Source organism: Streptomyces sp. P9-2 (assembly GCF_051903975.1).
GTDB classification, from domain to species: Bacteria; Actinomycetota; Actinomycetes; order Streptomycetales; family Streptomycetaceae; genus Streptomyces; species Streptomyces cellulosae.
On record NZ_CP192634.1, the window covers coordinates 519,700 to 545,206 of the forward strand.

The 25,507-nt window shown below is 74.1% G+C and carries 26 protein-coding genes; 16 read left to right on the top strand and 10 right to left on the bottom strand.

The window, feature by feature from the left end; genetic code table 11:
* The first annotated feature begins 27 nt into the window (after nt 1–27).
* From ACQY0Z_RS34955 to ACQY0Z_RS34995, 9 genes are all read left to right on the top strand, one after another.
* Nucleotides 28–2,406 (top strand): SpoIIE family protein phosphatase, encoded by a 2,379-nt coding sequence (locus ACQY0Z_RS34955; protein ID WP_254585573.1) that lies wholly within the window; start codon nt 28–30, stop codon nt 2,404–2,406.
* Nucleotides 2,407–2,508: 102 nt separating this feature from the next.
* Complete coding sequence (locus ACQY0Z_RS34960) at nt 2,509–2,901, top strand: STAS domain-containing protein (RefSeq protein ID WP_026244112.1); 393 nt, start codon at nt 2,509–2,511, stop codon at nt 2,899–2,901.
* A gap of 73 nt (nt 2,902–2,974) precedes the next feature.
* Nucleotides 2,975–3,874: an STAS domain-containing protein gene (locus tag ACQY0Z_RS34965; protein ID WP_189901880.1), complete on the top strand. Its 900-nt coding sequence runs from the start codon at nt 2,975–2,977 to the stop codon at nt 3,872–3,874.
* Nucleotides 3,871–4,284, top strand: a complete 414-nt coding sequence (locus tag ACQY0Z_RS34970) for an STAS domain-containing protein (RefSeq protein WP_189901882.1) — start codon at nt 3,871–3,873, stop codon at nt 4,282–4,284. The genes ACQY0Z_RS34965 and ACQY0Z_RS34970 overlap by 4 nt, the downstream gene beginning before the upstream one ends.
* The gene (locus ACQY0Z_RS34975; protein WP_381726707.1) at nt 4,284–4,727 is read left to right on the top strand and encodes an anti-sigma regulatory factor; all 444 of its coding nucleotides are present in this window, start codon (nt 4,284–4,286) and stop codon (nt 4,725–4,727) included. Before ACQY0Z_RS34970 ends, ACQY0Z_RS34975 begins: the two co-directional genes overlap by 1 nt.
* The gene (locus tag ACQY0Z_RS34980; RefSeq protein WP_439812678.1) at nt 4,727–5,794 is read left to right on the top strand and encodes a SpoIIE family protein phosphatase; all 1,068 of its coding nucleotides are present in this window, start codon (nt 4,727–4,729) and stop codon (nt 5,792–5,794) included. Before ACQY0Z_RS34975 ends, ACQY0Z_RS34980 begins: the two co-directional genes overlap by 1 nt.
* Entirely contained in the window at nt 5,791–7,512 is a 1,722-nt protein-coding gene (locus ACQY0Z_RS34985) for a PP2C family protein-serine/threonine phosphatase (RefSeq protein WP_189901888.1), read from the top strand. The genes ACQY0Z_RS34980 and ACQY0Z_RS34985 overlap by 4 nt, the downstream gene beginning before the upstream one ends.
* A gap of 130 nt (nt 7,513–7,642) precedes the next feature.
* Nucleotides 7,643–9,016 (top strand): FAD-dependent oxidoreductase, encoded by a 1,374-nt coding sequence (locus ACQY0Z_RS34990; RefSeq protein ID WP_189902153.1) that lies wholly within the window; start codon nt 7,643–7,645, stop codon nt 9,014–9,016.
* A gap of 61 nt (nt 9,017–9,077) precedes the next feature.
* On the top strand, nt 9,078–11,309 hold the full coding sequence (locus ACQY0Z_RS34995; RefSeq protein ID WP_189901890.1) for an FUSC family protein: 2,232 nt from the start codon (nt 9,078–9,080) through the stop codon (nt 11,307–11,309).
* Nucleotides 11,310–11,931: 622 nt separating this feature from the next.
* On the opposite strand, the gene ACQY0Z_RS35000 is transcribed toward ACQY0Z_RS34995, so the two are convergent.
* The 4 genes from ACQY0Z_RS35000 to ACQY0Z_RS35015 form a co-directional block, all read right to left on the bottom strand.
* On the bottom strand, nt 11,932–12,363 hold the full coding sequence (locus ACQY0Z_RS35000; protein ID WP_189901891.1) for a hypothetical protein: 432 nt from the start codon (nt 12,361–12,363) through the stop codon (nt 11,932–11,934).
* 28 nt (nt 12,364–12,391) lie between these two features.
* Nucleotides 12,392–12,616, bottom strand: a complete 225-nt coding sequence (locus ACQY0Z_RS35005; protein WP_189901893.1) for a DUF5133 domain-containing protein — start codon at nt 12,614–12,616, stop codon at nt 12,392–12,394.
* Between the two features lie 47 nt (nt 12,617–12,663).
* Nucleotides 12,664–13,518, bottom strand: a complete 855-nt coding sequence (locus ACQY0Z_RS35010) for a SigB/SigF/SigG family RNA polymerase sigma factor (protein ID WP_189901895.1) — start codon at nt 13,516–13,518, stop codon at nt 12,664–12,666.
* A 224-nt stretch (nt 13,519–13,742) separates the two neighbouring features.
* The gene (locus tag ACQY0Z_RS35015) at nt 13,743–14,186 is read right to left on the bottom strand and encodes an ATP-binding protein (protein WP_189901897.1); all 444 of its coding nucleotides are present in this window, start codon (nt 14,184–14,186) and stop codon (nt 13,743–13,745) included.
* 146 nt (nt 14,187–14,332) lie between these two features.
* Between ACQY0Z_RS35015 and ACQY0Z_RS35020 the strand changes: the two genes are divergently transcribed.
* The 3 genes from ACQY0Z_RS35020 (at nt 14,333) to ACQY0Z_RS35030 (ending at nt 16,878) form a co-directional block, all read left to right on the top strand.
* Nucleotides 14,333–14,563 (top strand): hypothetical protein, encoded by a 231-nt coding sequence (locus ACQY0Z_RS35020; RefSeq protein WP_189901899.1) that lies wholly within the window; start codon nt 14,333–14,335, stop codon nt 14,561–14,563.
* Between the two features lie 59 nt (nt 14,564–14,622).
* The gene (locus tag ACQY0Z_RS35025) at nt 14,623–16,089 is read left to right on the top strand and encodes an aminotransferase class I/II-fold pyridoxal phosphate-dependent enzyme (RefSeq protein WP_254585555.1); all 1,467 of its coding nucleotides are present in this window, start codon (nt 14,623–14,625) and stop codon (nt 16,087–16,089) included.
* 333 nt (nt 16,090–16,422) lie between these two features.
* Nucleotides 16,423–16,878, top strand: a complete 456-nt coding sequence (locus ACQY0Z_RS35030; RefSeq protein WP_189901903.1) for a cyclic nucleotide-binding domain-containing protein — start codon at nt 16,423–16,425, stop codon at nt 16,876–16,878.
* 73 nt (nt 16,879–16,951) lie between these two features.
* On the opposite strand, the gene ACQY0Z_RS35035 is transcribed toward ACQY0Z_RS35030, so the two are convergent.
* Nucleotides 16,952–18,250: an MFS transporter gene (locus tag ACQY0Z_RS35035; protein WP_189901905.1), complete on the bottom strand. Its 1,299-nt coding sequence runs from the start codon at nt 18,248–18,250 to the stop codon at nt 16,952–16,954.
* Nucleotides 18,251–18,321: 71 nt separating this feature from the next.
* Nucleotides 18,322–18,945, bottom strand: coding sequence for a LysE/ArgO family amino acid transporter (locus ACQY0Z_RS35040; protein ID WP_439812677.1), 624 nt, complete (start codon nt 18,943–18,945; stop codon nt 18,322–18,324).
* A 70-nt stretch (nt 18,946–19,015) separates the two neighbouring features.
* Between ACQY0Z_RS35040 and ACQY0Z_RS35045 the strand changes: the two genes are divergently transcribed.
* Complete coding sequence (locus ACQY0Z_RS35045) at nt 19,016–19,912, top strand: LysR family transcriptional regulator ArgP (RefSeq protein WP_189902155.1); 897 nt, start codon at nt 19,016–19,018, stop codon at nt 19,910–19,912.
* On the opposite strand, the gene ACQY0Z_RS35050 is transcribed toward ACQY0Z_RS35045, so the two are convergent.
* Nucleotides 19,878–20,615, bottom strand: coding sequence for a TetR/AcrR family transcriptional regulator (locus tag ACQY0Z_RS35050; RefSeq protein WP_439812676.1), 738 nt, complete (start codon nt 20,613–20,615; stop codon nt 19,878–19,880). The two genes, ACQY0Z_RS35045 and ACQY0Z_RS35050, sit on opposite strands and share 35 nt — an antisense overlap.
* 145 nt (nt 20,616–20,760) lie before the next feature.
* Between ACQY0Z_RS35050 and ACQY0Z_RS35055 the strand changes: the two genes are divergently transcribed.
* Both ACQY0Z_RS35055 and ACQY0Z_RS35060 read left to right on the top strand, forming a co-directional pair.
* Nucleotides 20,761–21,981, top strand: coding sequence for a saccharopine dehydrogenase family protein (locus ACQY0Z_RS35055; protein ID WP_254585558.1), 1,221 nt, complete (start codon nt 20,761–20,763; stop codon nt 21,979–21,981).
* Nucleotides 21,982–22,088: 107 nt separating this feature from the next.
* Complete coding sequence (locus ACQY0Z_RS35060) at nt 22,089–22,346, top strand: WhiB family transcriptional regulator (RefSeq protein ID WP_189901913.1); 258 nt, start codon at nt 22,089–22,091, stop codon at nt 22,344–22,346.
* Nucleotides 22,347–22,423: 77 nt separating this feature from the next.
* Here the strand turns inward: ACQY0Z_RS35060 and ACQY0Z_RS35065 are convergent, their stop codons facing one another.
* On the bottom strand, nt 22,424–22,873 hold the full coding sequence (locus ACQY0Z_RS35065) for a DUF6098 family protein (RefSeq protein WP_439812675.1): 450 nt from the start codon (nt 22,871–22,873) through the stop codon (nt 22,424–22,426).
* 137 nt (nt 22,874–23,010) lie between these two features.
* On the opposite strand from ACQY0Z_RS35065, the gene ACQY0Z_RS35070 reads away from it, so the two are divergent.
* A complete protein-coding gene (locus ACQY0Z_RS35070; protein ID WP_439812674.1) occupies nt 23,011–23,361 on the top strand; it encodes a DUF488 domain-containing protein in 351 nt (116 codons plus the stop codon).
* A 10-nt stretch (nt 23,362–23,371) separates the two neighbouring features.
* Here ACQY0Z_RS35070 and ACQY0Z_RS35075 read toward each other — a convergent pair whose 3' ends face one another.
* Both ACQY0Z_RS35075 and ACQY0Z_RS35080 read right to left on the bottom strand, forming a co-directional pair.
* On the bottom strand, nt 23,372–25,045 hold the full coding sequence (locus ACQY0Z_RS35075; protein ID WP_347226332.1) for an FAD-binding dehydrogenase: 1,674 nt from the start codon (nt 25,043–25,045) through the stop codon (nt 23,372–23,374).
* 46 nt (nt 25,046–25,091) lie between these two features.
* On the bottom strand, nt 25,092–25,507 hold a 416-nt coding region (locus ACQY0Z_RS35080), incomplete at its 5' end, for a TetR family transcriptional regulator C-terminal domain-containing protein (protein ID WP_439813540.1).

Below are 25,507 nucleotides of genomic sequence, written 5' to 3' on the forward strand. Positions count from 1 at the left end.
CACCCGGGCGGGCCGCCGCCCGAGGAGATGGAACTGCTGAGCACCCCGGCGGGTCCGGCCGGGGTGGCCGCCGACTCCCCCGTGGGCCGGCTCGCGGCGACGGTGGACCGGCTGAGCCGTGAGGTGCGGGCCGCGCAGGCGGAGGCCGAGGGGCGGGCGCTGATCGAGCTCGCCAAGGGCATCCTCGTGGAGCGCCTCGGGTGCGGTCCCGCGCAGGCGGCGCGGCAGCTCGCGGAGCTGACCGGGCAGGCAGGGACGACCCAGCTGGAGTTCGCCGTCGAGGTGATCAACCAGGCCGCCCGCGACCGGATGTCCGAGGTGACGCACGCCTTCCTGGCCGCCACCCGGGCGGCCGCCGAGGCGGAGGCGGAGGGGGACCCTGCGGCCGTACGGCTGCGGGCGGCGGAGAGCGGGGCGCTCGCCGCCGACGACACCCAGGCGGTGGCGGAGTCGCTGCTGGAGCAGGCGCTGCGTCCGCTGGGCGCGGTCGCCGTGGCGATCTGGGCGGCGGGCGCCGACGGGTCGCTGACCCTGGCCGGCAGCGCCGGCTTCTCCCCCGCCGAGGCGGCGCGCTGGTACTACGTGCCGCCGGACGTGGCGACGGTCGCGCGATGCGGTCTGGCAGAGCGTGAGGGGCTGTGGATCGAGTCGCTGTCGGAGCGGGGACTGCCCAGCGTGGGCCGGCACCACCACCCCGACGGCGGCCGCGCGGCCGTGCCCGCCGGGACCGGCGGGCGGGTGTACGGCGTGCTGGAGATCGTCTGGCCGGCGCCGCTGCCCCCGCAGCGGCCGCAGATAGTGCGTCAGGTGGAGGCGCTGGCGGAGCTGTGCGCGCACACCCTGGAGACGTACACGGCGCCGGGCGGCCCCGCCCGGCCGGAGCGGGCGCTGCCGGACGCGGCGGAGCTGATGGACCTGGCGGACGGGCTGTACGACCCGGCCCTGGTGCTCGTGCCGCACCTGGACGCGTCGGGCAACCTGCTCGACTTCCGCATCCAGCACGTCAACAGCCGCTTCCTGGACCCGGCGGGCCGGCCGCGCGGCATGGTCAGCGGGGCGCTGCTGCTGGAGGCGTACCCGATGGCCGCCGGGGAGAGCGAGCTGTTCCAGCGGATCGAGCGGGTCTACGCCACGGGTGAGCCGTTCCGGGCCCGGCGGATGCATCTGACCGCGCTGGTGGACCAGGTGCCGCTGTCGGCGGTCGCGGACATCAGCGTCAGCCGGCACGGCTCGGGGATCCTGTTCATCTGGCGGATCGAGGACGAGACGGCCCGGCTGGCGAGCCTGCTGCAGCACGCGCAGCGGCTCGGCCGGATCGGCGGGTTCGAGGAGAACCTGCTCACCGGGGAGATCACCTGGAACGGGCAGCTGTTCGACCTCTACGGGCGTCCGGAGACCAGTCCCCCGGTGCCGCTGGAGGACCTGCCGGCGTACGCCCACCCGGACGACGCGGTCGCCATCGGCCGTTTCCTGCGCACGCTGCTGCACCACCGGCGCCCGGCCTCGGCCGCGTTCCGGCTGCAGCGGCCCGACGGGGTGACCCGGCACATCCGGGTGGTCGCCGAGCCGGTGCTGGACACCGACGGGCGGCTGCTCACCGTACGGGGCGCCTACCAGGACATCTCGTCGCAGCACTGGACGGAGGTGGCGCTGGCCGCGACCCGCGACCAGCTGGCCCACACCGAGCAGCACGCCAGCGAGCGGGACCGGCTGGCGCTGCAGCTGCAGCGTGCGATCATGCCGCCCGCGCAGGCCCCGCTGCAGATGCCCGACCTGGACGTGGCCGTGCGCTACCGGCCGGCCGAGGCGGAGCAGCTGGTCGGCGGCGACTGGTACGACGCGGTGGTGCTGCCGTCGCGTCTGGTGCTGCTGTGCGTGGGCGACGTCGCGGGGCACGGCATCGAGGCGGCGACCAGCATGGTCGTGCTGCGCAACGCGCTGCGCGGCCTCGCCGTCACCGGCGCGGGGCCAGGGCAGCTGCTGTCGTGGCTGAACATGGTCGTGCACCATCTCACCGGCGGGGTCACGGCCACCGCCGTGTGCGGTCTGTACGACCCGGCCACCCGCACCCTGCGGTGGGCGCGGGCGGGTCATCTGCCGCCGGTGCTGGTGCGCGGCTCGGAGGCGGCCCCGCTGCCGCCGGTGCGCGGTCTGCTGCTGGGCGCCGTCCCCGAGGCGCGCTACGAGGAGGGCGAGGTGCAGCTCGCCGCGGACGACAACCTGCTGATGTACACGGACGGTCTGATCGAGCGCCGCGACCGCTCGGTGGAGGAGTCGCTGACGCACCTCCTCACCACCGCGGCGAAGGCCCCGGGCACGCTCGACCAGCGGCTCGACCGGCTGCTCACGTACAGCAGGTCGGACACCGACGACGACACGTGCATCGTGGGGATCAGGGTGGGGTAGGTCACGCGGACGGCCGATCCGGCGGGGGCAGGCATGAGGGGGCGATTCGGGGGTACGCGCGGCTGCGCGACGAAGAGCTTGATCACCTTGTTGGAGGTACTCGTGCCCATTGCCCAGGACCCATTGTCCGTCGAGGTGACACTTCCTCGTGAGGACGTGGCCCTCGTGACCGTCGAGGGCTACTTGGACGTCGACACCGCGACCGAGTTCCAGCACCATCTGGCGAACCAGCTGCACCACGGCCGCCGGCACTTCCTGCTGGACCTGTCGGCGGTGCCGTTCATGGACTCCTCCGGCATGAACATCATCCTGCGCGTCTACCAGGAGGCGCGGGAGCTGCCGGGGAGCGTGCACATCATCTCGCCCACCCCCGCGGTGCGCCGGATCCTCGATCTGACGGGCGTCAGCATCACCGTGCCCGTGTCGGAGAGCGTCGACGAGGCGCTGGAGCGCGTCGACCACCCGCAGGCGGCCCCGGCCGAGCCCGAGGCCTGAGCGGGACCGCCCCGCCCGCCCGGCCCCGTCACGGGTCCGGGCGCTTTGTGACGACGAGGAGGAGAGCAGACAGGTGCCGGAGCACGAAGCGGACGCGACCCAGGTGAGCCCCGCCCGGGAGGTCGGGGAGTTCCTGCGGCGGCGACGGGAGCAGATCGCCCAGCGATGGGCCGACGAGCCCCTGTTCCGTACGGTGTTCACCGTCTCGCGCGACGAGGCGGTGGACGCGGGCCGGGTGATCGTGGACGCGCTGGCCCAGGTGGCCGACGCGCAGCGGATCGAGGACCCGGACGCCGCGGGGTTCACCGGGGTGCGCGAGCAGCTCGCCCGGATGGGGGCGGCCCGCTCCCGCGCGGGGTTGTCCACCACCCAGGTCTCCAGCGAGCTGGCCGCGCTGCTGCCGCCGGTGGAGAACCTCCTGGTGGCCGATCTGGCCCAGGAGGACCCCGAGCGGCGGCGGGAGTGCGCGACCGCGCTGAGCGTGCTGATGGGCACGCTGCGGCTGGTCACCATGCAGACCGCGCTCAGCGAGAACCAGGCCCTGATCGACCGGCAGCGGCTCCAGCTGCTGGAGGTGGCGACACCGGTGATCAAGCTGTGGGACGGGATCGTGGCGGTCCCGCTGATCGGGACGCTGGACAGCGCCCGCAGCCAGGTGGTGATGGAGACGCTGCTGAACGCGGTCGTCGACCAGCACGCCCGGTTCGCGATCCTCGACATCACAGGGGTGCCGACGGTCGACTCGCTGGTCGCGCAGCACCTGATGAAGACGGTCGCCGCCGCCCGGCTGATGGGCGCCGAGTGCGTCGTCTCCGGCATCCGCCCGGCGATCGCGCAGACCATCGTCCACCTCGGCCTCGACCTCGGCACGGTCAAGACCCGCGCGAGCCTCGCCGACGCGCTCGGGTACTGCCTGAACGAGCTGGGCGCGAACATCGTGAACGCCCCGGCCGAGGGTGCGGTCCTGCGGTGAGCGAACACTTCGCCCGTCCGGCCGCGGGCCATGTGCCGGTGCTGCGGCTCGGGGACGTCCTGCTGGTCACCCTCCAGGGCGATCTGCACGACGGCATGGCGTCCCAGCTTCAGCAGGACCTGGCCGAGACGATCGTCGCCAGCCGGGTCACCGGGGTGGTGATCGACATCTCCGGCGTGGAGATCGTCGACTCCTTCCTCGGCCGGGTGCTGGCCGAGACGGCGGCGCAGACCGAGCTGCTGGCCGCGCGGACCGTGGTGGCGGGCATGCGTCCCGCGGTCGCCATCACGCTGGTGGAGCTGGGCCTGACGTTCCCGGAGCTGCGTACGGCCCTGAACACGGAGGCGGCTCTGGCGCTGCTGTCGCAGCCCGTCGTGGCGAACCGGCGCGGCGGCGAGGGGAGACCGTGATGGACACCGCCGCGGATGTGGAGGCGCGGCTGCCCATCCGGTCGGACATGGACCTCGCGTGGGTGCGTCAGCACGTGCGGCAGGCCGCCACCCGCGTCGGCTTCGGTCTGGTGGACCAGACGAAGCTGGTGACGGCCGCCAGCGAGCTGGCCCGCAACACGCTGGTGCACGGCGGGGGCGGCGTGCTGGAGACGACACGCGTCACCGCCGCCGACGGCACGCCCGGGCTGCGGCTGACCTTCTCGGACGAGGGCCCCGGCATCCCGGACCTCGACCGGGCCCTCAGCGACGGCTACACCTCGGGCGACGGACTGGGCATGGGTCTGGGCGGGTCGCGGCGCCTGGTGCACGACTTCGAGGTGGACAGCACCCCGGGTGCGGGCACCACCGTGCGGGTCACCTCCTGGGTGTCCCGGCCGGTCCGGCCGCGCGGGGGCGTGTGATGCCGCGCGTGTGGCATGTGCCGGTGCACGACGCGACCCGGGTGCGCGACGTCAGGGTGGCGGCCGAGGAGGCCGCGGGCCGCGCCGGGCTGGACGAGCAGCGCCGGGCCGCGTGCTCGCTGGTGGCCACCGAACTGGCGACCAACCTGCTGAAGCACGCGAAGGCGGGCGAGGTGGTCGTCGACGTGGTCGACCCCGCCGTGCTGCCGGAGGGACGGCCAGGACGGGCCGTGCAGATCACCGCCCTCGACCACGGACCGGGCATCGCCGACGTGGCCGGGGCGTTCGAGGACGGGTTCACCACCGGCGGCTCGCTCGGCGCGGGCCTCGGGACGTGCCGGCGGATCGCCGACGCGTTCGGCCTGCACAGCGTGGTGGGCCGGGGCACGGTCGCGGTGGCCCGGGTCGGGCCCGCCACGGCGGGGCTCGTGCCCGAGGAGGACCCGTCGCGCTCCCTCGGGGTGCGCGCGGGCGGGATCAACGTGCCGTTCGCGGGCGCGGAGCTGTCCGGGGACGCCTGGTCGTGGGTGCGGTCCGGCGACCGGGTGACGCTGATGCTGGCGGACGGCCTCGGGCACGGCGCGGAGGCCGCCCGCGCCTCCGACGCCGCCATGGAGGAGCTGCGGCACTGCGCCCGGCTGCCGCCCTCCGAGCTGCTCCAGCGGCTGCACACAGCGCTGTCCGGGACCCGCGGTGCGGCGGTCGCCGCGGTCCAGCTGGACACCTGGACCGGACGGCTGCGCTTCGCGGGCATCGGCAACGTGACCGCGCGGCTGCGGGACGGCGGACGCTGGCGGACGCTGCTGTCCCGGCCGGGGATCGTCGGCGCGCACCGGCCGCGCACGGTGCGCGAGGACGAGGTGGCCTGGACCCCGGAGAGCCTGCTGATTCTGCACACGGACGGGCTGTCGTCGCGCTGGACGCCGCCCGCGGACACCGGCGTGCCCCCGGCCGACCCGGCCGTGACGGCCGCCGTGGCGGTCCGCGACGCGGGCAGCGCGGCCCGTCCGGTACGGGACGACACCGCCGTGGCCGTGCTCGCCAACGTCCCGGAGGCTTCTTCATGACGCGTGCCTGGCGCATCGCGACCGTCACCGACGCGGCCCGCGCCCGGATCTCCGTGGCGCGTCTGGCCGCCGCGTGCGGGGTGCCCACCGTGACCCGGACCCGGCTGGCCGCCGCGCTGAGCGGGCAGCTGCGGCAGTGCCTCACCAAGGGCGGCACATGGCTGCTGACCGTGGAAAGCAGCGAGGGGACCGGGGGCGGTCCCGGCGAGCTGCACGTGGTGCTCGTCCCGGCCCCGGACGGCGCCGCCGGGGAGCGCACCCCGTGGACGACGTCCGTGCCCTGCCCCGACCCCGGCCGGCTGTCCGACCCGTGCCCGGTGCCGGAGGAGACGGCCGCGCTGTCCGAGGGGCTGCTCGGGGCCGACGAGGACACCTCGCTGGTGCTGGAGGAGCTGGCCGCGCAGGAGGATCTGGTCGCCTTCCACCGGGAGGAGCTGCACCAGACCAACCAGGGCGTCCTGGCGCTGCACGCCGAGCTCGACGCGGCGGGCAGGGCGCAGCGGGAGGCGTTCGCCGCGGAACGCCGGGCGCGTACCGAGGCGGAGAACGCGCGGCGGCGGCTGACGTTCCTCGCGGACGCCAGCGCGGCGCTGACCGCGTCGCTGAACCACGACGAGATCCTGCGGCGGCTGCCGGAGCTGCTGGTGCCGCGGTACGCCGACGGCGTCGACGTCTGGCTGTTCGACCACGAGGACGGCCGCCCGCTGCCCGCCGACCATCCGGGCGCGGCGGTGCAGGCGGCCCGCACCGGGCGCCCGCAGTACGCCGCCGACCATCCCGGCAACCTGCCGGGCGTGGAGGACCGGCCGCCGTCCGCGCTGGCCCCGGACCGGCCGCTGCTGTGCGTGCCGCTGCTGACGCCGCGCCGGGCTCCGCTGGGCGTGCTGACGCTGTCGCCGCAGGGCGAGCGGTGGGACCCGGACGACGCGGTGATGCTGATCGAGCTGGCCCGGCGGGCCGGGATCGCCCTGGACAACGCGCGCCGGTTCGAACACAACCGGGACATCGCGGAGACGCTGCAGCGGGCCCTGCTGACGGAGCTGCCGTCGGCCCCGGGCGTGGGGCTGGCCGCGCGCTATCTGCCCGCCACGCACGGGCTGAACATCGGCGGCGACTGGTACGACGCGTTCCTGCAGCGGGACGGCAGCCTGGTCACCGTCATCGGCGACGTGACCGGGCACGGGCTGCACGCGGCGGTGATGATGAGCCAGCTGCGCACCGCGCTGCGCGCCTACGCCGTGGACGGCGACAGCCCCGGACGGCTGCTGACCCGGCTGCACGGCTATCTGCGCCATCTCCAGCCGGACCTGTTCGCGACGGCCGTCATCGCCCGCTTCCACCCGGACGACCGCACCCTCACCTGGGCCGCGGCGGGCCATCCGCCGCCGGTACTGAGGCTGCCGGACGGCGAGGTGCGCACGCTGGACGCCAAGCCGGGCGCGATGCTCGGCATACCGCTGAGCCAGGACATCCCCGACCACACCGAGCGGCTGGCGCCCGGCTCGACGCTGGCCCTTTACACCGACGGCCTGGTGGAGCGGCGCTCCCAGGGCATCGACCCGGGCATCGAGCGCCTCGGCTCGGCCCTCGCCTCGTTCGACCGCGCGGAGCTGGACACAGACCTGGAGGACGCGGCGGACCGCGTGCTGCAGCCCCTTCTCAGCGACTCGGAGCGCGACGACGACGTGTGCCTGCTGCTCTGTCACCTGCGGGGCTGAGGACGGGGCGGGTCCCCCGGCGCGACGGTTCCCGGTGCGGTCCGGGGCCGGGGCGGGCATCGTGGAGCTGAACAGGGGCACGCGTCAGGCATCGACGTTCGAGGCGGACCGCCTGAAGCCGCACGAAGGGATGGACATCGTGACACGACCCAGGATCCTCGTGGTGGGCGCCGGTTTCGCCGGTGTGGAGTGCGTGCGGCGGCTGGAGCGCAGGCTCACTCCGGGCGAGGCGGAGCTGACGCTGGTGACGCCGATGTCCTACCAGCTGTATCTGCCGCTGCTCCCCCAGGTCGCCTCCGGAGTGCTGACCCCCCAGTCGATCGCGATCTCCCTGCGGCGCAGCGAGAAGTACCGGACCCGGATCATCCCGGGTGGCGCGATCGGCGTGGACCTGCGGGCGAAGGTGTGCGTCATCCGCACCATCGCCGGGGAGACCGTCGACGAGCCGTACGACTACATCGTGCTGGCGCCCGGCAGCGTCACCCGCACCTTCGACATCCCGGGCCTGACGGACCACGCCTTCGGGCTGAAGTCGCTGGCCGAGGCCGCCTATCTGCGCGACCACGTGATCTCCCAGCTGGACCTGGCGGACGCCTGCAGCGACCCGGCGGAGCGCGCCTCGCGGCTGCAGTTCGTGGTGGTCGGCGGCGGCTACGCCGGCACCGAGACCGCGGCCTGCCTCCAGCGGCTGACGCACGCCGCCGTCGAGCGCTACCCGCGCCTCGACCCCGGCCTGATCAAGTGGCACCTGATCGACATCGCGCCCAAGCTGATGCCCGAGCTGGGCGAGAAGCTGGGGCGCAGCGCGCAGGAGATCCTCACCCGGCGCGGCATCGAGATCTCGCTGGGCGTGTCCATCGCCAAGGCGGGCGCCGAGGAGGTCACCTTCACCGACGGCCGGGTGGTGCCCACGCGCACGCTGATCTGGACGGCGGGCGTGGTGGCCAGCCCGCTGATCGGCACGCTCGACGCGGAGACCGTACGGGGCCGGCTCGCGGTGAACGCGGACATGCGGCTGCCGGGGTACGACGGGGTGTTCGCGCTCGGCGACTCGGCCGCGGTGCCGGACCTGGCCAAGGGCGACGACGCAGTGTGCCCGCCGACCGCTCAGCACGCGCTGCGGCAGGGCCGGCACGTCGCGGAGAACGTCATCGCCTCCTTGCGGGGCAGGCAGACCCGGCCGTACATGCACCAGGACCTGGGGCTCGTGGTGGACCTCGGCGGCAAGGACGCGGTGTCCAAGCCGCTCGGGTACGAGCTGCACGGCCTGCCCGCCCAGGTGGTGGCCCGCGGCTACCACTGGTCGGCGCTGCGCACCGGGGTGGCCAAGACCCGTGTGATGACCAACTGGCTGCTCAACGCGGTCGCCGGCGACGACTTCGTCCGCACCGGCTTCCAGGCGCACCGGCCGGGCAACCTGCGCGACTTCGAGTACCTGGACGCCTACCTGACACCGGAGCAGGTGCGGGCGCACGTCGAGGAAGCGGGCCGGGCGGCTCGGTGACCCGGCACACGGAGGCCGGGACGACGGACGAAGCGGTGACGACGGGGGAGCGTGCGCGGGCGTGAGGGCGGCGGTACGGCGGTCGGGCACACGGCTGCGCGACCACCTGGCGGCGTCCGACCCCGGGCTGCTGCGGCTGACCGCCGGGCTGCGCACGGTGGGGGCGATCGCGCTGACCCTGGCCGTGCTGGCCCCGACCGGCGCGGACATCACCCATCTGGTGGCGGGCGCGATGACGTCGATGGCCGCCACCTTCGCCGTCCGGGAGCGGAAGCGCGGGGCGCAGGCGGTCACGCTGGCGCTGGGGCTGCCGGTGGCGCTGGCGTCGGTGTCGGCGGGCGCGCTGCTGAGCGAACGGGTGGTCGTCGGGGACGTCTTCGCCGTCCTGCTGATCTTCTGCGCGGTGTACGGCCGGCGGTTCGGCGACCGTGGGATGACGCTGGGGCTGATCGGCTTCCAGATGTACTTCGTGTCCCTGTTCGTGGGCGCGAAGCCCGATCAGCTTCCCGCGCTGTGGGCGGTGACGACGGTCGGGTTCGCCTGCAGCGCCCTGGTGCGGTTCGCCGTCGTGCCGGTGACGCCGACCGGGCTGCTGGCGCGGCTGCGGCAGGCGTTCCGCGTGCGGCTGGCGCGGCTGGTGTCGGCGCACATCGCGCTGCTGGACGCGGGGCCGGACGAGGTCGACAAGGCGCTGGAGGAGGTGCGGGAGCGCACCGCCCGGCTGCACGAGACGGCGCTGATGATCCAGAGCCGGCTGGAGGAGGGCACCCCCGACGAGCCGACCGCGCGCCTGGTGCAGCGGCGCGTCGCCGACGCGGAGATCGCCGCCGAGCGGCTGGGACTGCTGCTGCTGTCGGCCCGTAGTGCCGAGCGGGCGGACACCCTGACGCTGCATCTGCCCGGCGCGCCCGCGCCGGAGGTGGGGCGGCTGCCCGGCCCCGAGGAGGCGACCGCGCTGCTCCGCCGCGATCTGCGGGCGCTGCGCGCGCTGGTGCTGCGGAGGGACACGTCCGGAGCGGGCGTGGCCCAGGTGCGCAACCGGCTGCTCGGCTACCGGGACGAGGAGAACCTCCCGGCCGCCTCCGCGCCGGTGCGGGACGTGTTCCGGGGCATCGGCGAGGCGGCCCGCGCGGTGATGGGGCTGCGGATCGCCCTGGACGGGCCGCAGGACGAGTCGGACGACAGTCCCGCGACGGCCAGGTCGCGGGAGGAGCTGGACGCCGAGGACGCCGCGATCGACGCCGAGGAGGCGGAGGAGGCCGAGGAGCCGAAGGGGCTGCAGCGGCCCACCACGCGGGCGGCCGTGCAGGTGGCCGTCGGCTCGACGCTGGCCATCGTCGGCGGGGAGCTGCTGTCCACGGACCGCTGGTACTGGGCGGTGCTGACCTGCTGGATCGTCTTCATCAACACCGCGTCCACCGGGGAGATCCTGGTCAAGGGCTACCGGCGGCTGCTCGGCACGGTGTTCGGGGTGGTCGCCGGGATCCTGCTGGCCGGTCTGGTCGGCGGGAACACGGTGCTGGCGTTCGTGCTGGTGCTGGTGCTGATCTTCGCCATGTTCTACACGGCGCCTCTGTCGTACACCCTGATGTCGTTCTTCGTCACGGCGATGCTGGGGCTGCTGTACACCCTGCTGCACACCTACAGCTGGGAGGTGCTGGTGCTGCGGGTGGAGGAGACGGCGCTGGGCGCGGTGTGCGGGGTGGTCGCGGCGGCGCTGGTGCTGCCGGTGCGGACCGATCGGCGCACCAACGAGCTGCTCGTGACGGTGCTGGAGCGGCTGTCGGACGTCACCGAGGCCGCCGTGACGCAGCTGAGCGGCGGGCCGGCGGACGAGCTGCTGGACAAGGCGCGGGAGCTGGACCAGGCGCTGGGCGACCTGCGGTCGGCCACCAAGCCGCTGACGCACCCGGTGACGCCGCTGCGGGCACGGCGCACCACCGCGCGGTACGTGGTGGCGCTGCTGGAGACCTGCGCGTACCACGCGCGCTCGCTGGCCGCGACGGCGGAACTGCTGCCGACGCACCCGTCCATCGCTGCGGACCCCCGCCTGCGGGGTGCGGCGGGCCGCACGGTCCGCAACATCCGCACGATCGCGGCCCGTGTCGCCGACGACGAGGTCACGGCTCCCGTCGAGACGGGCCCGAGCATCGCGTCGCTCCTGGCCGACGACGACGCGTCCCGCTACGGCCGCATCACCGGGCGCGTCCTGCGCCATCTGGAACGCCTGGACGAGGCGGTGGTGGGGTTGGCGCGGCCGCTGGACGTTCCGGTGAAGGCACCGGAACACTGAGATTCCGCCCATGAGCTCGGGTCGCGCCGGGCGGGGCGGGTGCGGCGGAGTGGGTGCCGGTCGCGCAGTTCCCGCGCCCCCGTCGTGGCTGAGCCCCCCAGGGCGGCTGCGGCGATGTGGGGGCTGGTCGCGCAGTTCCCCGCGCCCCTGGGGAACTGGGCCTCCGGTGAGATCCTGAGCACAGCCGCGGCTACAGGGGCGCGGCGGAGTGGGGGCCGGTCGCGCAGTTCCCGCGCCCCCGTCGTGGCTGAGCCCCCCAGGGCGGCTGCGGCGATGTGGGGGCTGGTCGCGCAGTTCCCCGCGCCCCTGGGGAACTGGGCCTCCGGTGAGATCCTGAGCACAGCCGCGGCTACAGGGGCGCGGCGGCGTGGGGGCCGGTCGCGCAGTTCTCGCGCCCCCGTCGTGGCTGAGCCCCCGGGGCGGGTGCGGCCCCGGGGGGGGTGTTCGCGCAGTTCCCCGCGCCCCTGGGGAACTGGGCCTCCGGTGAGATCCTGAGCACAGCCGCGGCTACAGGGGTGCGGCGGCGTGGGGGCCGGTCGCGCAGTTCCCCGCACCCCTGGACGTGCGCCGGGGCCCCGGTCCGTGGATCCGGGGCCCCGGCGGTGAGGGGGAGGGAGGGGGTTCAGAAGTCCGTGGGGAGGCCGCTGGCCTCGGCGATGCCTCGTAGTTCCTCGTTCTGGCGGTGGCGGTCGCGGATGATGCCGGCGATCTCGCCCAGCCGGGAGGGATCCGCCGCGGTCTCCGCGTCGGTGACCACCCGCACCGGCCCGCTGTCGTCGTCGACGTCGAGCTCGACCACCTCGTTGTCCAGGCGGCCGGTGACCGCCGTGGCGATGACCAGGGCGGCCTCGTCGCGGACCTCCTGGGGCAGTTCCTCGTCCCCGCCGTCCAGCGCGAGGTCGAGGCCCGAGAGGCGGTGCTCGTCGATGGCCTCGAGGACCGGCTCCACCAGACGGAGCAGAAGCCGGTAGTCCTCCGTGTCCATCCGCACCCGCAGCAGGTCGAGATACACGTCCACGGGGCGGTTCTCCGGGGTGAACTCGGATTCGCTCATGGGCCTCGGGTTCCCTTCCTGCGTCGGGTCACACGGCGGCCGGTGCGGCCGCCGCAGTGTCGCGTCCGTCCTGCGTCAGCCAGGCGCGCGCCGTGGCGAGCGCCCTGCCCACGTCCCGGGTACCGGTCGTCACGCACAGGGTGTAGGCCAGGTCGGCGATCCGCGACTCGGGGGCAGCGGTCGCGGGGGTCGCCGTCAGGGTCTCGTACTCCTCGACGAGGCGGCGCAGCTCGGCGGGGTGGGGCTTCAGCATGGGACTCGCTTTCCTTGGCGGACGGTGCGGGGGGTCACGGGTGAAGCTCAGGCGGTGGGGCGGCCGCCGCCGCGGGCCGAGCGCTGGCCCAGCACGTCGGCCCGCACACGCGCGCAGCTGCGGCTGATCAGGCGGGAGACGTGCATCTGGGAGATGCCCAGCCGGTCGGCGATCCGGCTCTGGGTCATGTCCTCGAAGAAGCGCATGTAGAGGATGGCCCGCTCCCGCTCCGGCAGGCGCCGCAGCCCCTCCTTGGCCGACTCGCGGTCGACCACCACGTCGTAGGAGGAGTCGGAGGCGCCGAGGGTGTCGGCGAGGCTGTAGCCGTCGTCGTCGGAGGAGAGTTCGGCGTCCAGGGACAGGGTGCTGAAGCTCTCCAGCGCCTCCATGCCGGCGGACACCTCCTCCTCGGTCAGCCCGGTGTGCGCGGCGATGTCCGCGACGGACGGCTCGGGGCTGCCGGGGTTCTGGGTGAGCTCGCGGCGGGCGACGCGCACCTTGTTGCGCAGCTCCTGGATCCGGCGGGGCACGCGCAGCGCCCACATGCGGTCGCGGAAGTGCCGCTTGACCTCGCCGGTGATGGTGGGGACGGCGTAGCTCTCGAAGGCCCCGCGGCTCGGGTCGAACCGGTCGATGGCCTTGACCAGGCCGAGGGCCGCGACCTGGCGCAGGTCCTCGATGGACTCGCCGCGGTCGCGGAAGCGGCCGGCGATCCGGTGGGCCATGGGCAGCCAGGCGGTGACGAGTTCGTCGCGGACGGCGTCCCGCTCGGGTCCGTCCTCGAGGGTCGCCAGCCGGGCGAAGAGCGTCGTGGTGTCGGGGGCGTCGTCGTGCCGCCGACGGGTCGTGGCGGCGGTCGTTCCGGAGGAGCCGGGACGTGGTGCGGACGATTCAATGAGCATGCGGTTCAGCTCCCGAACGGTGGTTTCAGGGATCTACCGCGGGGTGGTCGTCGCGGGACGCACGGAGGAATCCGAGTCCCGGAGCGGTCGTACCACTCCCGTCGGCGCGCCTCCGGTCCGAAGCACGAACCTCCGATTGCCCCCGGTCCGGTAGAACAAACTCCACTTCTTCGCGGAAATTGCCGCGGAGTGCGCCGGGGGCCCGGGCAGGCGCCCGGGGCGGGTCAGACCAGGGAGACGAGGGCGGTGATCCGCTTGCCGCCGGCGGGCAGGTCGGACACCCGGACGTCGCGGGCCAGCCGGCACACGATGGGCCAGCCGTGGCCGCCGGGGCGGCGCCGGCCCTGGTCGTCGACGGCGGGCACGGCGACGGGCAGGGCGTCGCTGCGGTCGCTGACGGACAGCAGCACGCCGGGGCCGTCCACGTCGACCTCGAACCCGGTGACTCCCCCGCCGTGCAGGATCGCGTTGGTGGTGAGTTCGGAGGCGACGAGCAGCGCGTCGGCCAGCGCCTCGGTGTCGCAGGGCGTGCGGGTGGTGAGGCAGCGTTCGGTCACCGCCCGCAGCACGGCCTCGCGCACCTCGGCGGGCCGGGACGGGCACGGCTGCCCGGCGGGCCGGTCGCCGGGCGGCCGGACATCGGGTTCGGTGAGGTGCTCCTCGCTCATGGGGTGACTCCCTGGGTCGGGGACGGCGGTAGGTGGTTTTGCCTCGGACCTCCCTTTTCGGCTCACCTGTCACGGTTCCGGCAAACCTCCCGGGCCGTTTCCCGCCTGCCCCGTGATCGCACGCCCACCGCGGGTACCCGGGGCGCATGACCGATGTGGTGGACTCGGACGAACTGCTGCGGCGCATCCAGCGGGCGCGGGCCTGCGCGGCACAGGAGGAGCGGGCCTGGCGGGCCCGGGGCGAGCGGCTGGGCCGGGAGGGTCCGGGGGACGCCGCGGAGGCGCGGGACGCCGAGATCCGCACGGTGGCCTACGGGGTGGTGCTGAGGGTGCTGGACGAGATCCTCACGCCGGGCAAGCACGCGGCACCGGGCTGACCGGGCCGCCTCGAAGGGCGCGTGGATTGGCGACGGAGGCTTCGGGCACCCGGTCACGCATGACTGCCGATCACCACCGGGCACCGGTCCTGGAAGCGCTGGAGGAGTACCACCGCAGCGGACGGCTGGGGTTCACGCCCCCGGGCCACAAGCAGGCGCGGGGAGCGGATCCGGCGGTGCGCGAGATCCTCGGGGACGCCGTCTTCCTCGGCGACGTGCTGGCGACGGGCGGCCTGGACGACCGGCTGACCCGGGGCCGGGTGCTGCAGTCGGCGCAGAAGCTGATGGCCGACGCGGTGCACGCCGACCACACCTTCTTCAGCACGTGCGGCAGCTCCCTGTCGGTGAAGGCGGCGATGCTGTCGGTCGCGGGCCCGCACGAGAAGCTGCTGATCGGCCGGGACGCCCACAAGTCGGTGGTGTCGGGGCTGATCCTGTCCGGTGTCGAACCGGTGTGGGTGGAGCCGCGGTGGGACGCGGAACGGCATGTGGCGCACCCGCCGTCGGCCGCGGAGTTCGAGGCTGCCTTCGACGCGCATCCGGACGCGCGGGGCGCCCTGGTGACCAGTCCGACGCCGTACGGCGCGGCGGCGGCGCTGCGGGACATCGCCGAGGTGTGCCACCGGCGCTCGCGCCCGCTGATCGTGGACGAGGCGTGGGGCGCGCATCTGCCGTTCCATCCGGAGCTGCCGTCGTGGGCGATGGACGCGGGCGCGGACATCTGCGTGACCAGCATCCACAAGATGGGCAGCGGGCTGGAGCAGGGCTCGGTGTTCCATCTGCAGGGGGACCTGGTGCCGCCGGCGCTGCTGGGCACGCGCGCCGATCTGCTCGGCACGACCAGCCCCTCGGTGCTGATCTTCGCGGGTCTGGACGGCTGGCGTCGGCAGATGGCGCTGCGCGGCGAGGAGCTGATGGGGTCGGCCCTGGAGCTGGCGGGCGAGGTGCGGGCGGCGATCGAGGAGATCGACGGGATGCACGTGGACGGCCGCGACGACTACTGCGGGCCGGGTCTCGCCGACGACTTCGACCCGCTGCCGTGCGTGATCGACATCCAGGACCTGGGCATCACCGGCTACCGGGCGGCGGACTGGCTGCGCGAGCACCGCGCGGTCGACGCCCACCTGGTCGACCACCGCCGGATCGGCGCGCAGATCACGCACGGGGACGACCGGGAGACCGCCGGGGAGCTGCTGTCGGCGCTGCGCGAGCTGGGGCGGGCGGCGCCCGGGCTGCGCGGGGGTCCTCAGGTCGCGGTGCCGGAGCCGGGCGAGCTGCGGATGGAGCAGGCGATGCTGCCGCGGGACGCGTTCTTCGGGGCGGCCGAGGACGTGCCGGTGGAGAAGGCCGAGGGACGGGTCGCCGCGGAGATGATCACTCCGTACCCGCCGGGGATCCCGGCGGTGCTGCCGGGCGAGCGGCTGAGCGAGCCGGTGCTGCGCTACCTGCGGACGGGGCTGGAGGCGGGGATGTACCTGCCGGATCCGACGGACCCGGACCTGGAGACGGTGCGGGTCGTGGCATAGGGACCGTGCGGGTCGTGGCGTAGGGACCGTGCGGGTCGTGGCGTAGCGACCGTGCGGGTCGCCGCGTACGCCCCCGATTACGCGAACATCCCGTGAATGGTTTATCGTTCACTCATACGTGGTGACGGAGTCGACCAGACTCCTCCGGACACCACCGTTTACCGCCCTGGCTGGCTTCCCCCGTCCAGCCAGGGCTTTTTCATGCCTCGACCCGGCCCGGCCGCAGGTTTCCGGACCCGTTCCCTCCGCCGAGGTGCCCCGAACGGCGGCACAGGCTGAAATGAGTAGGGAGGGAAAGCACCCGGACCGCATCCCGGCGAGGAGCCCCGTCCCATGACCAAAGCGATCAAACTGCTGACCGCCCTCCCCCACCACCAGCGCGAGCGCCTGATGACGCTGGCCCGTGAGGTGTACTTCCCGGAGGACACCCGCATCTTCGAGTCCGGAGGGCACGCCGACCGCTTCTGGGTCATACGCTCCGGCGCCGTCTCCCTGGACCAGCGGCTGAACGAGGTGCAGCGGGTCACCGTCGCCGGGCTCGGCGCCGGCGACCTGCTGGGCTGGTCCTGGCTGTTCCCCCCGTACGAATGGGACTTCGGCGCGCTGGCGTTCAGCCCGGTCCGCGCCTACGAGTTCGACGCGGCGACCGTGCTCCGGCTGTGCGAGGCGGACACCGCGCTCGGGCTGTCGCTGGTCCGCTGTGTCGCCGAGGTGCTGGCGCACCGCCTGGAGATGACGCGTGGCCAGCTGATGGAGCAGTACGCGATGCGGCGCGGCTTCGTGGTGTAGCGGCGGTCGGACGTCGTGCTGCGGCGGCCGGACGTCGTGCTGCGGCGGCCGGACGTCGTGCTGCGGCGGCCGGTCAGACCCGGTAGCGGCGCAGCGCCGGCATCGCGGCGGCCAGCGCCAGCATCACCACGACGACCAGGATGCCGCCGCCCGTGACGGCCGCGCGGGGGCCGAAGGCGGACCCGGCGGTGCCGTGCAGCACGTCCGCCAGGCGGGGGCCTCCGGCCACGACGACGGTGAAGACGCCCTGCATGCGGCCGCGCATCTCGTCGGTCGCGGCGGACAGCAGGATCGCCCCGCGGAACACCATGGACACCATGTCCGCGACCCCGGCGAGGGCGAGGAAGGCGACCGCGAACCACAGGCTGCCGCTGAGCCCGAACCCGGCGATCGCCAGCCCCCACACCACGACCGAGCCGATCACCATCCAGCCGTGCCGGCGCGCCCGGGAGAACGTGCCGGAGAACAGTCCGCCCAGCACCGCGCCGACCGGGATCGCGGCGAACAGCAGGCCCAGCGCGAAGCCCTCCCCGTAGGGGGCGTACGTCTCGGAGGCGAGCTGCGGGAACAGGGCGCGGGGCATGCCGAGGACCATGGCGACGATGTCGGCGAGGAACGACAGCAGCAGCACCGCGTGCCCGGAGATGTAGCGGAAGCCCTCCAGGACGCCGCGCAGTCCGGCGCTCCCGGCCTTGGCGGCGGTGAGCGGCGGCAGGGCGGGCAGCCGGTACACCGCCCAGACGGTGACGCACAGCGCGAGGGCGTCGATCAGATACAGCTCGGCCAGCCCGATCACGGGGATCAGGGCGCCGGCGAGCAGCGGTCCGGCGATCTGGCCGGTCTGCATCACGGTGGAGCCGAGGGCGTTGGCGGCGGGCAGTTCGTCCGCCGGGACCAGGCGGGCGATGGAGGCGCTGCGGGCGGGCGCGTTCAGCCCCCAGAAGGCCTGCTGGAGGGCGAGCAGCAGCATCAGCGTCCAGACGGACTCCAGGCCGATGAAGGCCTGGACCCAGAACAGCAGCGACGTGACCGCGATGCCGGTGTTGGTGAGCAGCAGCAGTTTGCGGCGGTCCATGCTGTCGGCGATCGCGCCGCCCCACAGGGCGAACACGATCAGCGGCAGCAGTCCGGCGAGGCTCGCGGTGCCGACCCAGGCGGAGGAGCCGGTGATGTCGTAGATCTGCTTGGGCACCGCGACGGCGGTGAGCTGGCTGCCGACCGCGGTGACCACGGTGGAGGCCCACAGGCGGCGGTAGGCGGGGCGGCGCAGCGGGCGGGTGTCCATGGCGAACCGGCGCCAGCCGCGCGGTCCGCCCTTCTCCTGCTCGGCGTCCGGTGTGCGGGGCTCGGTACTGCTCTCGCTGGTGTCCACGACCGTCCTGGTTGGTGCTTACATCCACTTGGCCGGGACTCACTATGGCAGGCCGCCGGGGCGGCGCGTCCTCAGGCTCCCGCGATCAGCGTCACACCGAGGACGATCATGGTGGCGGCCACCAGGGCGTCCAGCACCCGCCAGGCGGCGGGGCGGGCCAGGAAACGGCCGAGCAGCCGCGCGCCGAAGCCGAGCGCGGCGAACCAGCAGAGGCTGGCCAGCACGGCCCCGACGCCGAAGGTCCAGCGCGCCGGGCCGTGGTCGGCGGCGACCGAGCCGACGAGGAACACCGTGTCCAGGTAGACGTGCGGGTTGAGCCAGGTCAGGGCGAGACAGGTGAGCACGGCCCGGCGCCGCGACCCGGCCGCCACCGCCCCGCCCTCCACCTCGAGGCCCGTGCCGGCCGGGCGGACCACCCTGCGCGCGGCCAGGGCGCCGTAGCCGAGCAGGAAGAGGCCGCCGATCCAGCCCACCACCGTCAGCGCCGCCGGCCACGCCACCACCACCGCCCCGACTCCGCCCACGCCGAGCGCGATGAGGACGGCGTCCGACAGGGCGCAGATGCCGACGACGGCGAGCACCGCGTCCCTGCGGATCCCCTGGCGCAGCACGAAGGCGTTCTGCGCGCCGATGGCGACGATGAGGGACAGTCCGGTGCCGAAACCGGCGAAGGCGGGGGCGAAAGCGCTGGGCATGGCGTCGACGTTAGGCCGGACGGCCCTGTTCAGTACAGCTAATGATTCTTACGTACTCTTAGCCGATGTGATGGAGGACCTTCCGCTGGACCAGGTACGGACGCTGCTCGCGGTGGTCGACGAGGGGACGTTCGACGCGGCGGCCGCCGCGTTGCACGTGACGCCCTCGGCGGTCAGTCAGCGGGTCAAGGCGCTGGAGCAGCGCACCGGGAGGGTGCTGCTGTCGCGCACCCGTCCGGTGCGGCCCACCGAGTCCGGTGAGGTGCTGGTGCGGCTGGCGCGGCAGGTGGCCCGGCTGGAGCGGGACGCGTACGCGGAGCTGGGGCTGAGCGGCGCCGGGGAGCCGACGCGGGTGTCGATCGCGGTGAACGCGGACTCGCTCGCCACCTGGTTCCTGGACGCGCTGGTCCGGCTGCCGGCCCGGTCCCGGCTCTGCTTCGAGCTGCGCCGGGAGGACGAGTCGCACACGGCGGCGCTGCTGCGCGAGGGGACGGTGATGGCCGCGGTGACCTCCTCCCCCGACCCGGTGCCGGGCTGCTCGGTGCGGCGCCTGGGGACGATGCGCTATCTGCCGGTGGCGCACCCGGAGTTCGCGGCGGAACTGCTGGCGGATCCGCTGGAGGAGTCGGTGGCGGCGGCGCCGGTGGTGGTGTTCGACCGGCGGGACGACTTCCAGGACGGGTTCGTGCGCCGGCTGACCGGAGGCCGCACGGGGGCGGGCACCTCGCGCCACTACGTGCCGACGTCGGAGGGGTTCGCCGAGGCGGTGGCGGCGGGGCTCGGCTGGGGCATGGTGCCGGAGGCGCAGGCGGTGCCGCTGCTGGAGGCGGGCCGGGTCGTGGTGTTCGCGCCGGGACGCGAGGCCGACGCGGCCCTGTACTGGCAGCAGTGGAAGCTGGACTCCCCCGCCCTCGCGGCGGTCGCCGACGCGGTCACGGAGACGGCGGCCCGGGCGCTGCATCCTTGACGCCGAGTTCTGCGAGCTCCCGTTCCGCGCTCGACAGCAGCATGTCCAGCGCCGTCGGGTAGGCGCTCTCGACCATCCGGGCGGCGAGCAGCGGGGCGGTCTCGGCGATGCGCGGATGGGTGGCGGCGGGCAGCCGGGCGTAGGTCGAGCGCCACATGTCCTCGTCGGCCCGCCGGGCCGCGTCGGGCAGCGCCAGGGAGGCGGCGTCGAGAGCGGCGAACGCCAGCGTGGTGTCGATGAAGGCCTGGTAGACGCGGACGGTGTCGGCGGGCGGAAAGCCGGCGGTGCGCAGCACGTCCAGGACCGCTTCGTCGGCGGCGAGTTCGTTGGCCCGGCCGGACACCCGGCTCGCGGTGAGGACGGCCGCCTGCGGGTGGGAGACGTAGGCGGCGTGGATGCGCAGGCCCAGGGCGCGCAGGTCGTGGCGCCAACGCCCGGTACGGCGCCAGCCGTCCAGCGCCTGGCCGATCAGCGCGTCTCCGATGGCGAGGGTCAGGTCGTCCATGCCGCGGAAGTACCGGTAGAGCGTGCTCGGGTCGCAGTCGAGGGCGAGTCCGAGGCGGCGGGCGGTCAGGCCCGCGCTGCCGTGCTCCCGCAGCATCCGCAGCGCGGTCTCCACGATCAGCCGCTCCGAGAGAACGACCCCGCTCCTGGTCGGCCTGCGGCGCCTGCGCCGCTCCTCGGGCACCACACGTTTGGCCATCGCCCCTCCTCGCTCCCGGCCCTCCCGGATCCTTATGCCAACGCCATTGACCTTACGTCCCGGCCCGGCGTTTCATCACGTCAGGGGCCCCGCAGAACATTCCGGATCCACGCGGATCCATGAGGACGAAAGGGAGTGCTCCGTCATGCGCGTACTGCTGGTGGGAGCGGGCGGTGTGGGGACCGCCGTCACCCGGATCGCGGCCCGGCGGCCGTTCTTCGAGCTGATGGTGGTGGCCGACTACGACCCGGCCCGGGCCGAGGCGGCGGTGACGGCGCTCGGCGCGGACGGCGACCGGTTCCGTGCCGAGCGGGTCGACGCCGGCGACGAGGCGCAGGTGACGGCGCTGCTGGAGCGGCACGGCTGCGACGTGCTGCTCAACGCCACCGACCCGCGGTTCGTGATGCCGCTGTTCCGCGCGGCGCGGGCCGGCGGCGCCACGTACCTCGACATGGCGATGTCCCTGTCCCGCCCGCACGGCGAGCGGCCGTACGAGGAGTGCGGTGTGAAGCTGGGCGACGAGCAGTTCGCGCAGGGCGCCGAGTGGGAGGCGGCCGGGCTGCTCGCGCTGGTCGGCATGGGCGTGGAGCCGGGTCTGTCGGACGTGTTCGCCCGGTACGCGGCCGACGAACTCTTCGACGAGATCGAGGAGATCGGCGTCCGCGACGGCGCGAACCTCACGGTGGACGGCTACGACTTCGCGCCGTCGTTCAGCATCTGGACGACCATCGAGGAATGCCTCAACCCGCCCGTGGTGTACGAGAAGGACCGCGGCTGGTACACCACCGAACCCTTCAGCGAGCCCGAGGTGTTCGACTTCCCCGAGGGCATCGGCCCGGTGGAGTGCGTGAACGTGGAGCACGAGGAGGTGCTGCTGGTGCCCCGCCGGGTGGACGCCCGCAGGGTCACCTTCAAGTACGGCCTGGGCCGCGAGTTCACCGACACGCTCCGCACGCTGCACCTGCTGGGCCTGGACCGCACCGAGCCGGTGACCGTGCCTGGACCCGACGGCCCCGTGAAGGTGTCCCCGCGGGACGTCGTCGCCGCCTGTCTGCCCGACCCGGCGACCCTCGGCGACCGCATGCACGGCAAGACCTGTGCGGGCACCTGGGTGCGCGGCACGAAGGACGGGGCGCCGCGCGAGGTGTACCTGTACCACGTGGTCGACAACCAGTGGTCGATGAGCGAGTACGGCTGCCAGGCGGTGGTGTGGCAGACCGCCGTCAACCCGGTCGTCGCGCTGGAGCTGCTGGCGACCGGCGCCTGGTCGGGGGCGGGCGTGCTCGGCCCGGAGGCGTTTCCGGCCGGTCCGTTCCTGGACCTCCTCACCGCGTACGGCTCGCCGTGGGGGCTGCGTGAGCAGTGACCGTTTCCACGCGGATCGCGCTGTTTCAGCGTGACTTGACAGGTCACCCGAAAGTCAGCAAGGCATCCGAAAGGGTGCGGACCTACTTCGGACGCAGGTGACTTTCGATGGACAACTGGCGGCACAGCGCGGCCTGCCGGACCGAGGACCCCGAGCTGTTCTTCCCGATCGGCACTTCCGGTCCTGCCCTGTTGCAGACCGAGCAGGCCAAGGCGGTCTGCCGTCGCTGCCCCGTGCGGGAGCAGTGTCTGGAGTGGGCGCTGGAGACCGGGCAGTCCATCGGCGTGTGGGGCGGCACGAGCGAGACGGAACGCCGCGCGCTCAAGCGGCGCATCGCGGCCCGCCGTTCGTCGGGCAGGGCCTGACGGACACGGCGGACGGTGTGCGGGCGTGACGGCGAGGGCGCGACCCGCGCGCGGCCCCCGGGCGGGCGGCCCGGCGGTCAGCGCGTGGCACGGCGGAGTGGCCCCCAGGGATTCTCCTGGCGGGCCACTTCCCTGTGCGCCTCCTCGATCACCTCGTCGGCGAGCCGGCACAGCGGGCGCACATCGGTGACCAGCGGCTCGTTGTCCGGGCCGCGCCCCGTCTCGCGGCCCTTGAGCACCCAGGGCCGGATGTCCGCGCCCTTCTCGCGCGGCAGATGCTCGTAGTCGTACAGCCGCCGCGCCACCCACAGCTCCGGGGAGCGGTCCTGCCACCACTCCTCGACGTCGAGCGGGTTCGCGCACAGGCCGGGCATGGCCACGCCGGTGAGGTCGTCGATGCTGGACACCGCGTGCAGGTCGACCGCGGGTCCCCTGGACCAGCGGACGTACAGTCCCCGCTCGTCCTCCACGAGCGCGGTGAGCTCGGCGAGCGTGCCGACGACCGGCAGGTCGTCCGTGGCCTCCATCCGTCAACTCCGGCGTCAGGGTTCCAGGCGGACGGAGTACCCGGTCCCCGCGGGGACGATGCGGGCGCCCCGCCCGTCGTGCCCGGTCCCGGGCGTCGCAGTAGGCTCGCAGCGATTCCGGCGGAAGGGGCCTCACCATGAGCGTGCGCGTGCGGCGTGTGTACGAACCGCCCGAGCCCGACGACGGGGTGCGGGTGCTGGTCGACCGGCTGTGGCCGCGCGGCCTGGCGAAGGACGCGGCCCGGGTCGACGAGTGGCCGAAGGGGCTGACCCCGTCCACGGAGCTGCGCCGCTGGTACCACGCCGACGAGGGCAGCTTCGACGAGTTCCGCGAGCGCTACGAGGCCGAACTGGCCGCCCCCGAGGCGGCGGAGCTGCTGGAGCGGGTGCGGGAGCTGGCCGGGAAGGGCGCGGTGACCCTGCGGACCGCCTCCAGGCAGCCGGAACGCAGTCACGCGGAGGTGCTGGCCCGGCTGCTCTCGGAGTGAGCGGACCGCCCTACGCCGTCTGCGCGGCCGCCGCCCTGCCCGCCGCGCGGCCCGAGAAGAGGCAGCCGCCGAGGAAGGTGCCCTCCAGCGCGTTGTAGCCGTGGACGCCTCCGCCCCCGAAGCCCGCGACCTCGCCGGCCGCGTACAGCCCCTCGACCGGGCTGCCGTCGGCGCGCAGCGCGCGGGAGTCCAGGTCGGTCTGGATGCCGCCGAGCGTCTTGCGGGTGAGGATGTGCAGCTTGACGCCGATCAGCGGGCCCGCGGCCGGGTCGAGGATGCGGTGCGGTGCGGCGACCCGGCCGAGGCGGTCACCGATGTAGCGGCGGGCGTTGCGGATGCCCTGCACCTGGGCGTCCTTGCTGTAGCCGTTGGCGAGCTGCAGGTCGCGCGCCTCGATCTGGCGCCGGACGAGGGCCGCGTCGAGCAGCGGCTCGTCGGTGAGGGCGTTCATCTTCTCGACGAGCTCCTCGACGGTGGCGGCGGTGACGAAGTCCGCGCCGTTGCGCAGGAAGGCGTCCACCGGGCCGGGCGCGCCCTTGCCGAGGACGCGTTCGCGCAGGAACCCGGCGCGGTCCTTGGCGGTGATGTCCGGGTTCTGCTCGGAGCCGGAGAGCGCGAACTCCTTCTCGATGATCTTCTGCGTGAGGACGAACCAGGAGTGGTCGTACGGGGCGATGTCCTCGGTGGTGCGCAGGTGCTTGAGCGTGCCGAGGGTGTCGTAGCCGGGCAGGCAGGGCTCGGGCAGGCGGCGGCCGAGGGCGTCGAACCACATGGAGGACGGGCCGGGCAGGATGCGGATGCCGTGGCCGGGCCAGATCGGGTCCCAGTTCCGGATGCCTTCGGTGTAGTGCCACATGCGGTCGCGGTTGACCAGCCGCACGCCCGCGCGGGCGCTGATGTCGAGCATCCGCCCGTCGACGTAGGCGGGGACGCCGGTGACCATCTCGCGCGGCGGGGTGCCCAGCCGCTCGGGCCAGTACTTCCGGACGATGTCGTGGTCCGCGCCGATGCCGCCGCTGGTGACGACCACGGCCTGCGCGGTCAGCTCGAACTCGCCGATCGCCTCACGGCTGGAGGCCACCCCGCGCGGTGCGTCGTCCTCGGCGAGGACGGTGCCGCGCACCCCGCGGGCGGCGCCGTCCTCCAGGACCAGCTCGTCGACGCGGTGGCGGTGGTAGAAGGTCAGCAGCCCGTCCCGCGCGGCCTCGCGGGCGTACCGGGTGAAGGGGGCGACGACGCCGGTGCCGGTGCCCCAGGCGATGTGGAAGCGGGGCACGGAGTTGCCGTGGCCGCCGGCCCGCAGGTCGCCGCGCTCGGCCCAGCCGACGGTGGGCAGGAAGGTGATGCCGTGGCCGTCGAGCCAGGACCGCTTCTCCCCCGCCGCCCACTCGACGTAGGCGCGCGCCCAGCGCCGCGCCCAGGAGTCCTCGTCGTCGGTGCGGTCGAAGGCGGCGCTGCCCTGCCAGTCGTTCCAGGCGAGCTCGAAGGAGTCCTTGATGCCGAGGCGGCGCTGCTCGGGCGACCCCACCAGGAACAGCCCGCCGAACGACCAGTAGGCCTGGCCGCCGAGGCTGGCGGCGTTCTCCTGGTCGACGAGGGCGACCCTGCGGCCCTTGCTGGTCAGTTCGTGGGCCGCGACGAGGCCCGCGAGGCCCGCTCCGACGACGATGACGTCGGCATCCATGGCGACCGTCCCTTCCTTGTCCTCCCGGAGACTTCGTCCGGGGTCTTCAACCGGTGAGCAGCGCGGTGAGCAGTTGTTTGAGCCAAGTCCGGGCGCGTTCGGTGTCCCGGTCCAGCAGCAGTTGGGCGGTGACGCCGTCGTAGGCGGCGATCACGGCGTGCGCGGCGCCCTCGGCGTCGCCGAGCACGGCGGGCAGCGCGGTGTGGCCGCGGGCCCGCTCCAGCCGGTCGGCGACGGCCCGCCGCAGCCGCGCCCGGTGGTCGAGGAGCATGTCCGCCACGCCGGGGTCGCGGGCGGCGTGCACCAGGAAGTCGGTCTTCACCAGCAGCCAGTCGCGGTCCAGCAGCAGCACCTCGGTGACCCGGTCGACGGCGGCGGCCACGTCGAGGTCGGGCCCGTCGGAGGCGAGGGCGCCGGCCACCTGCTCGGCGATCAGGTCGGCGCGCTGGGCGTAGAGCGCGA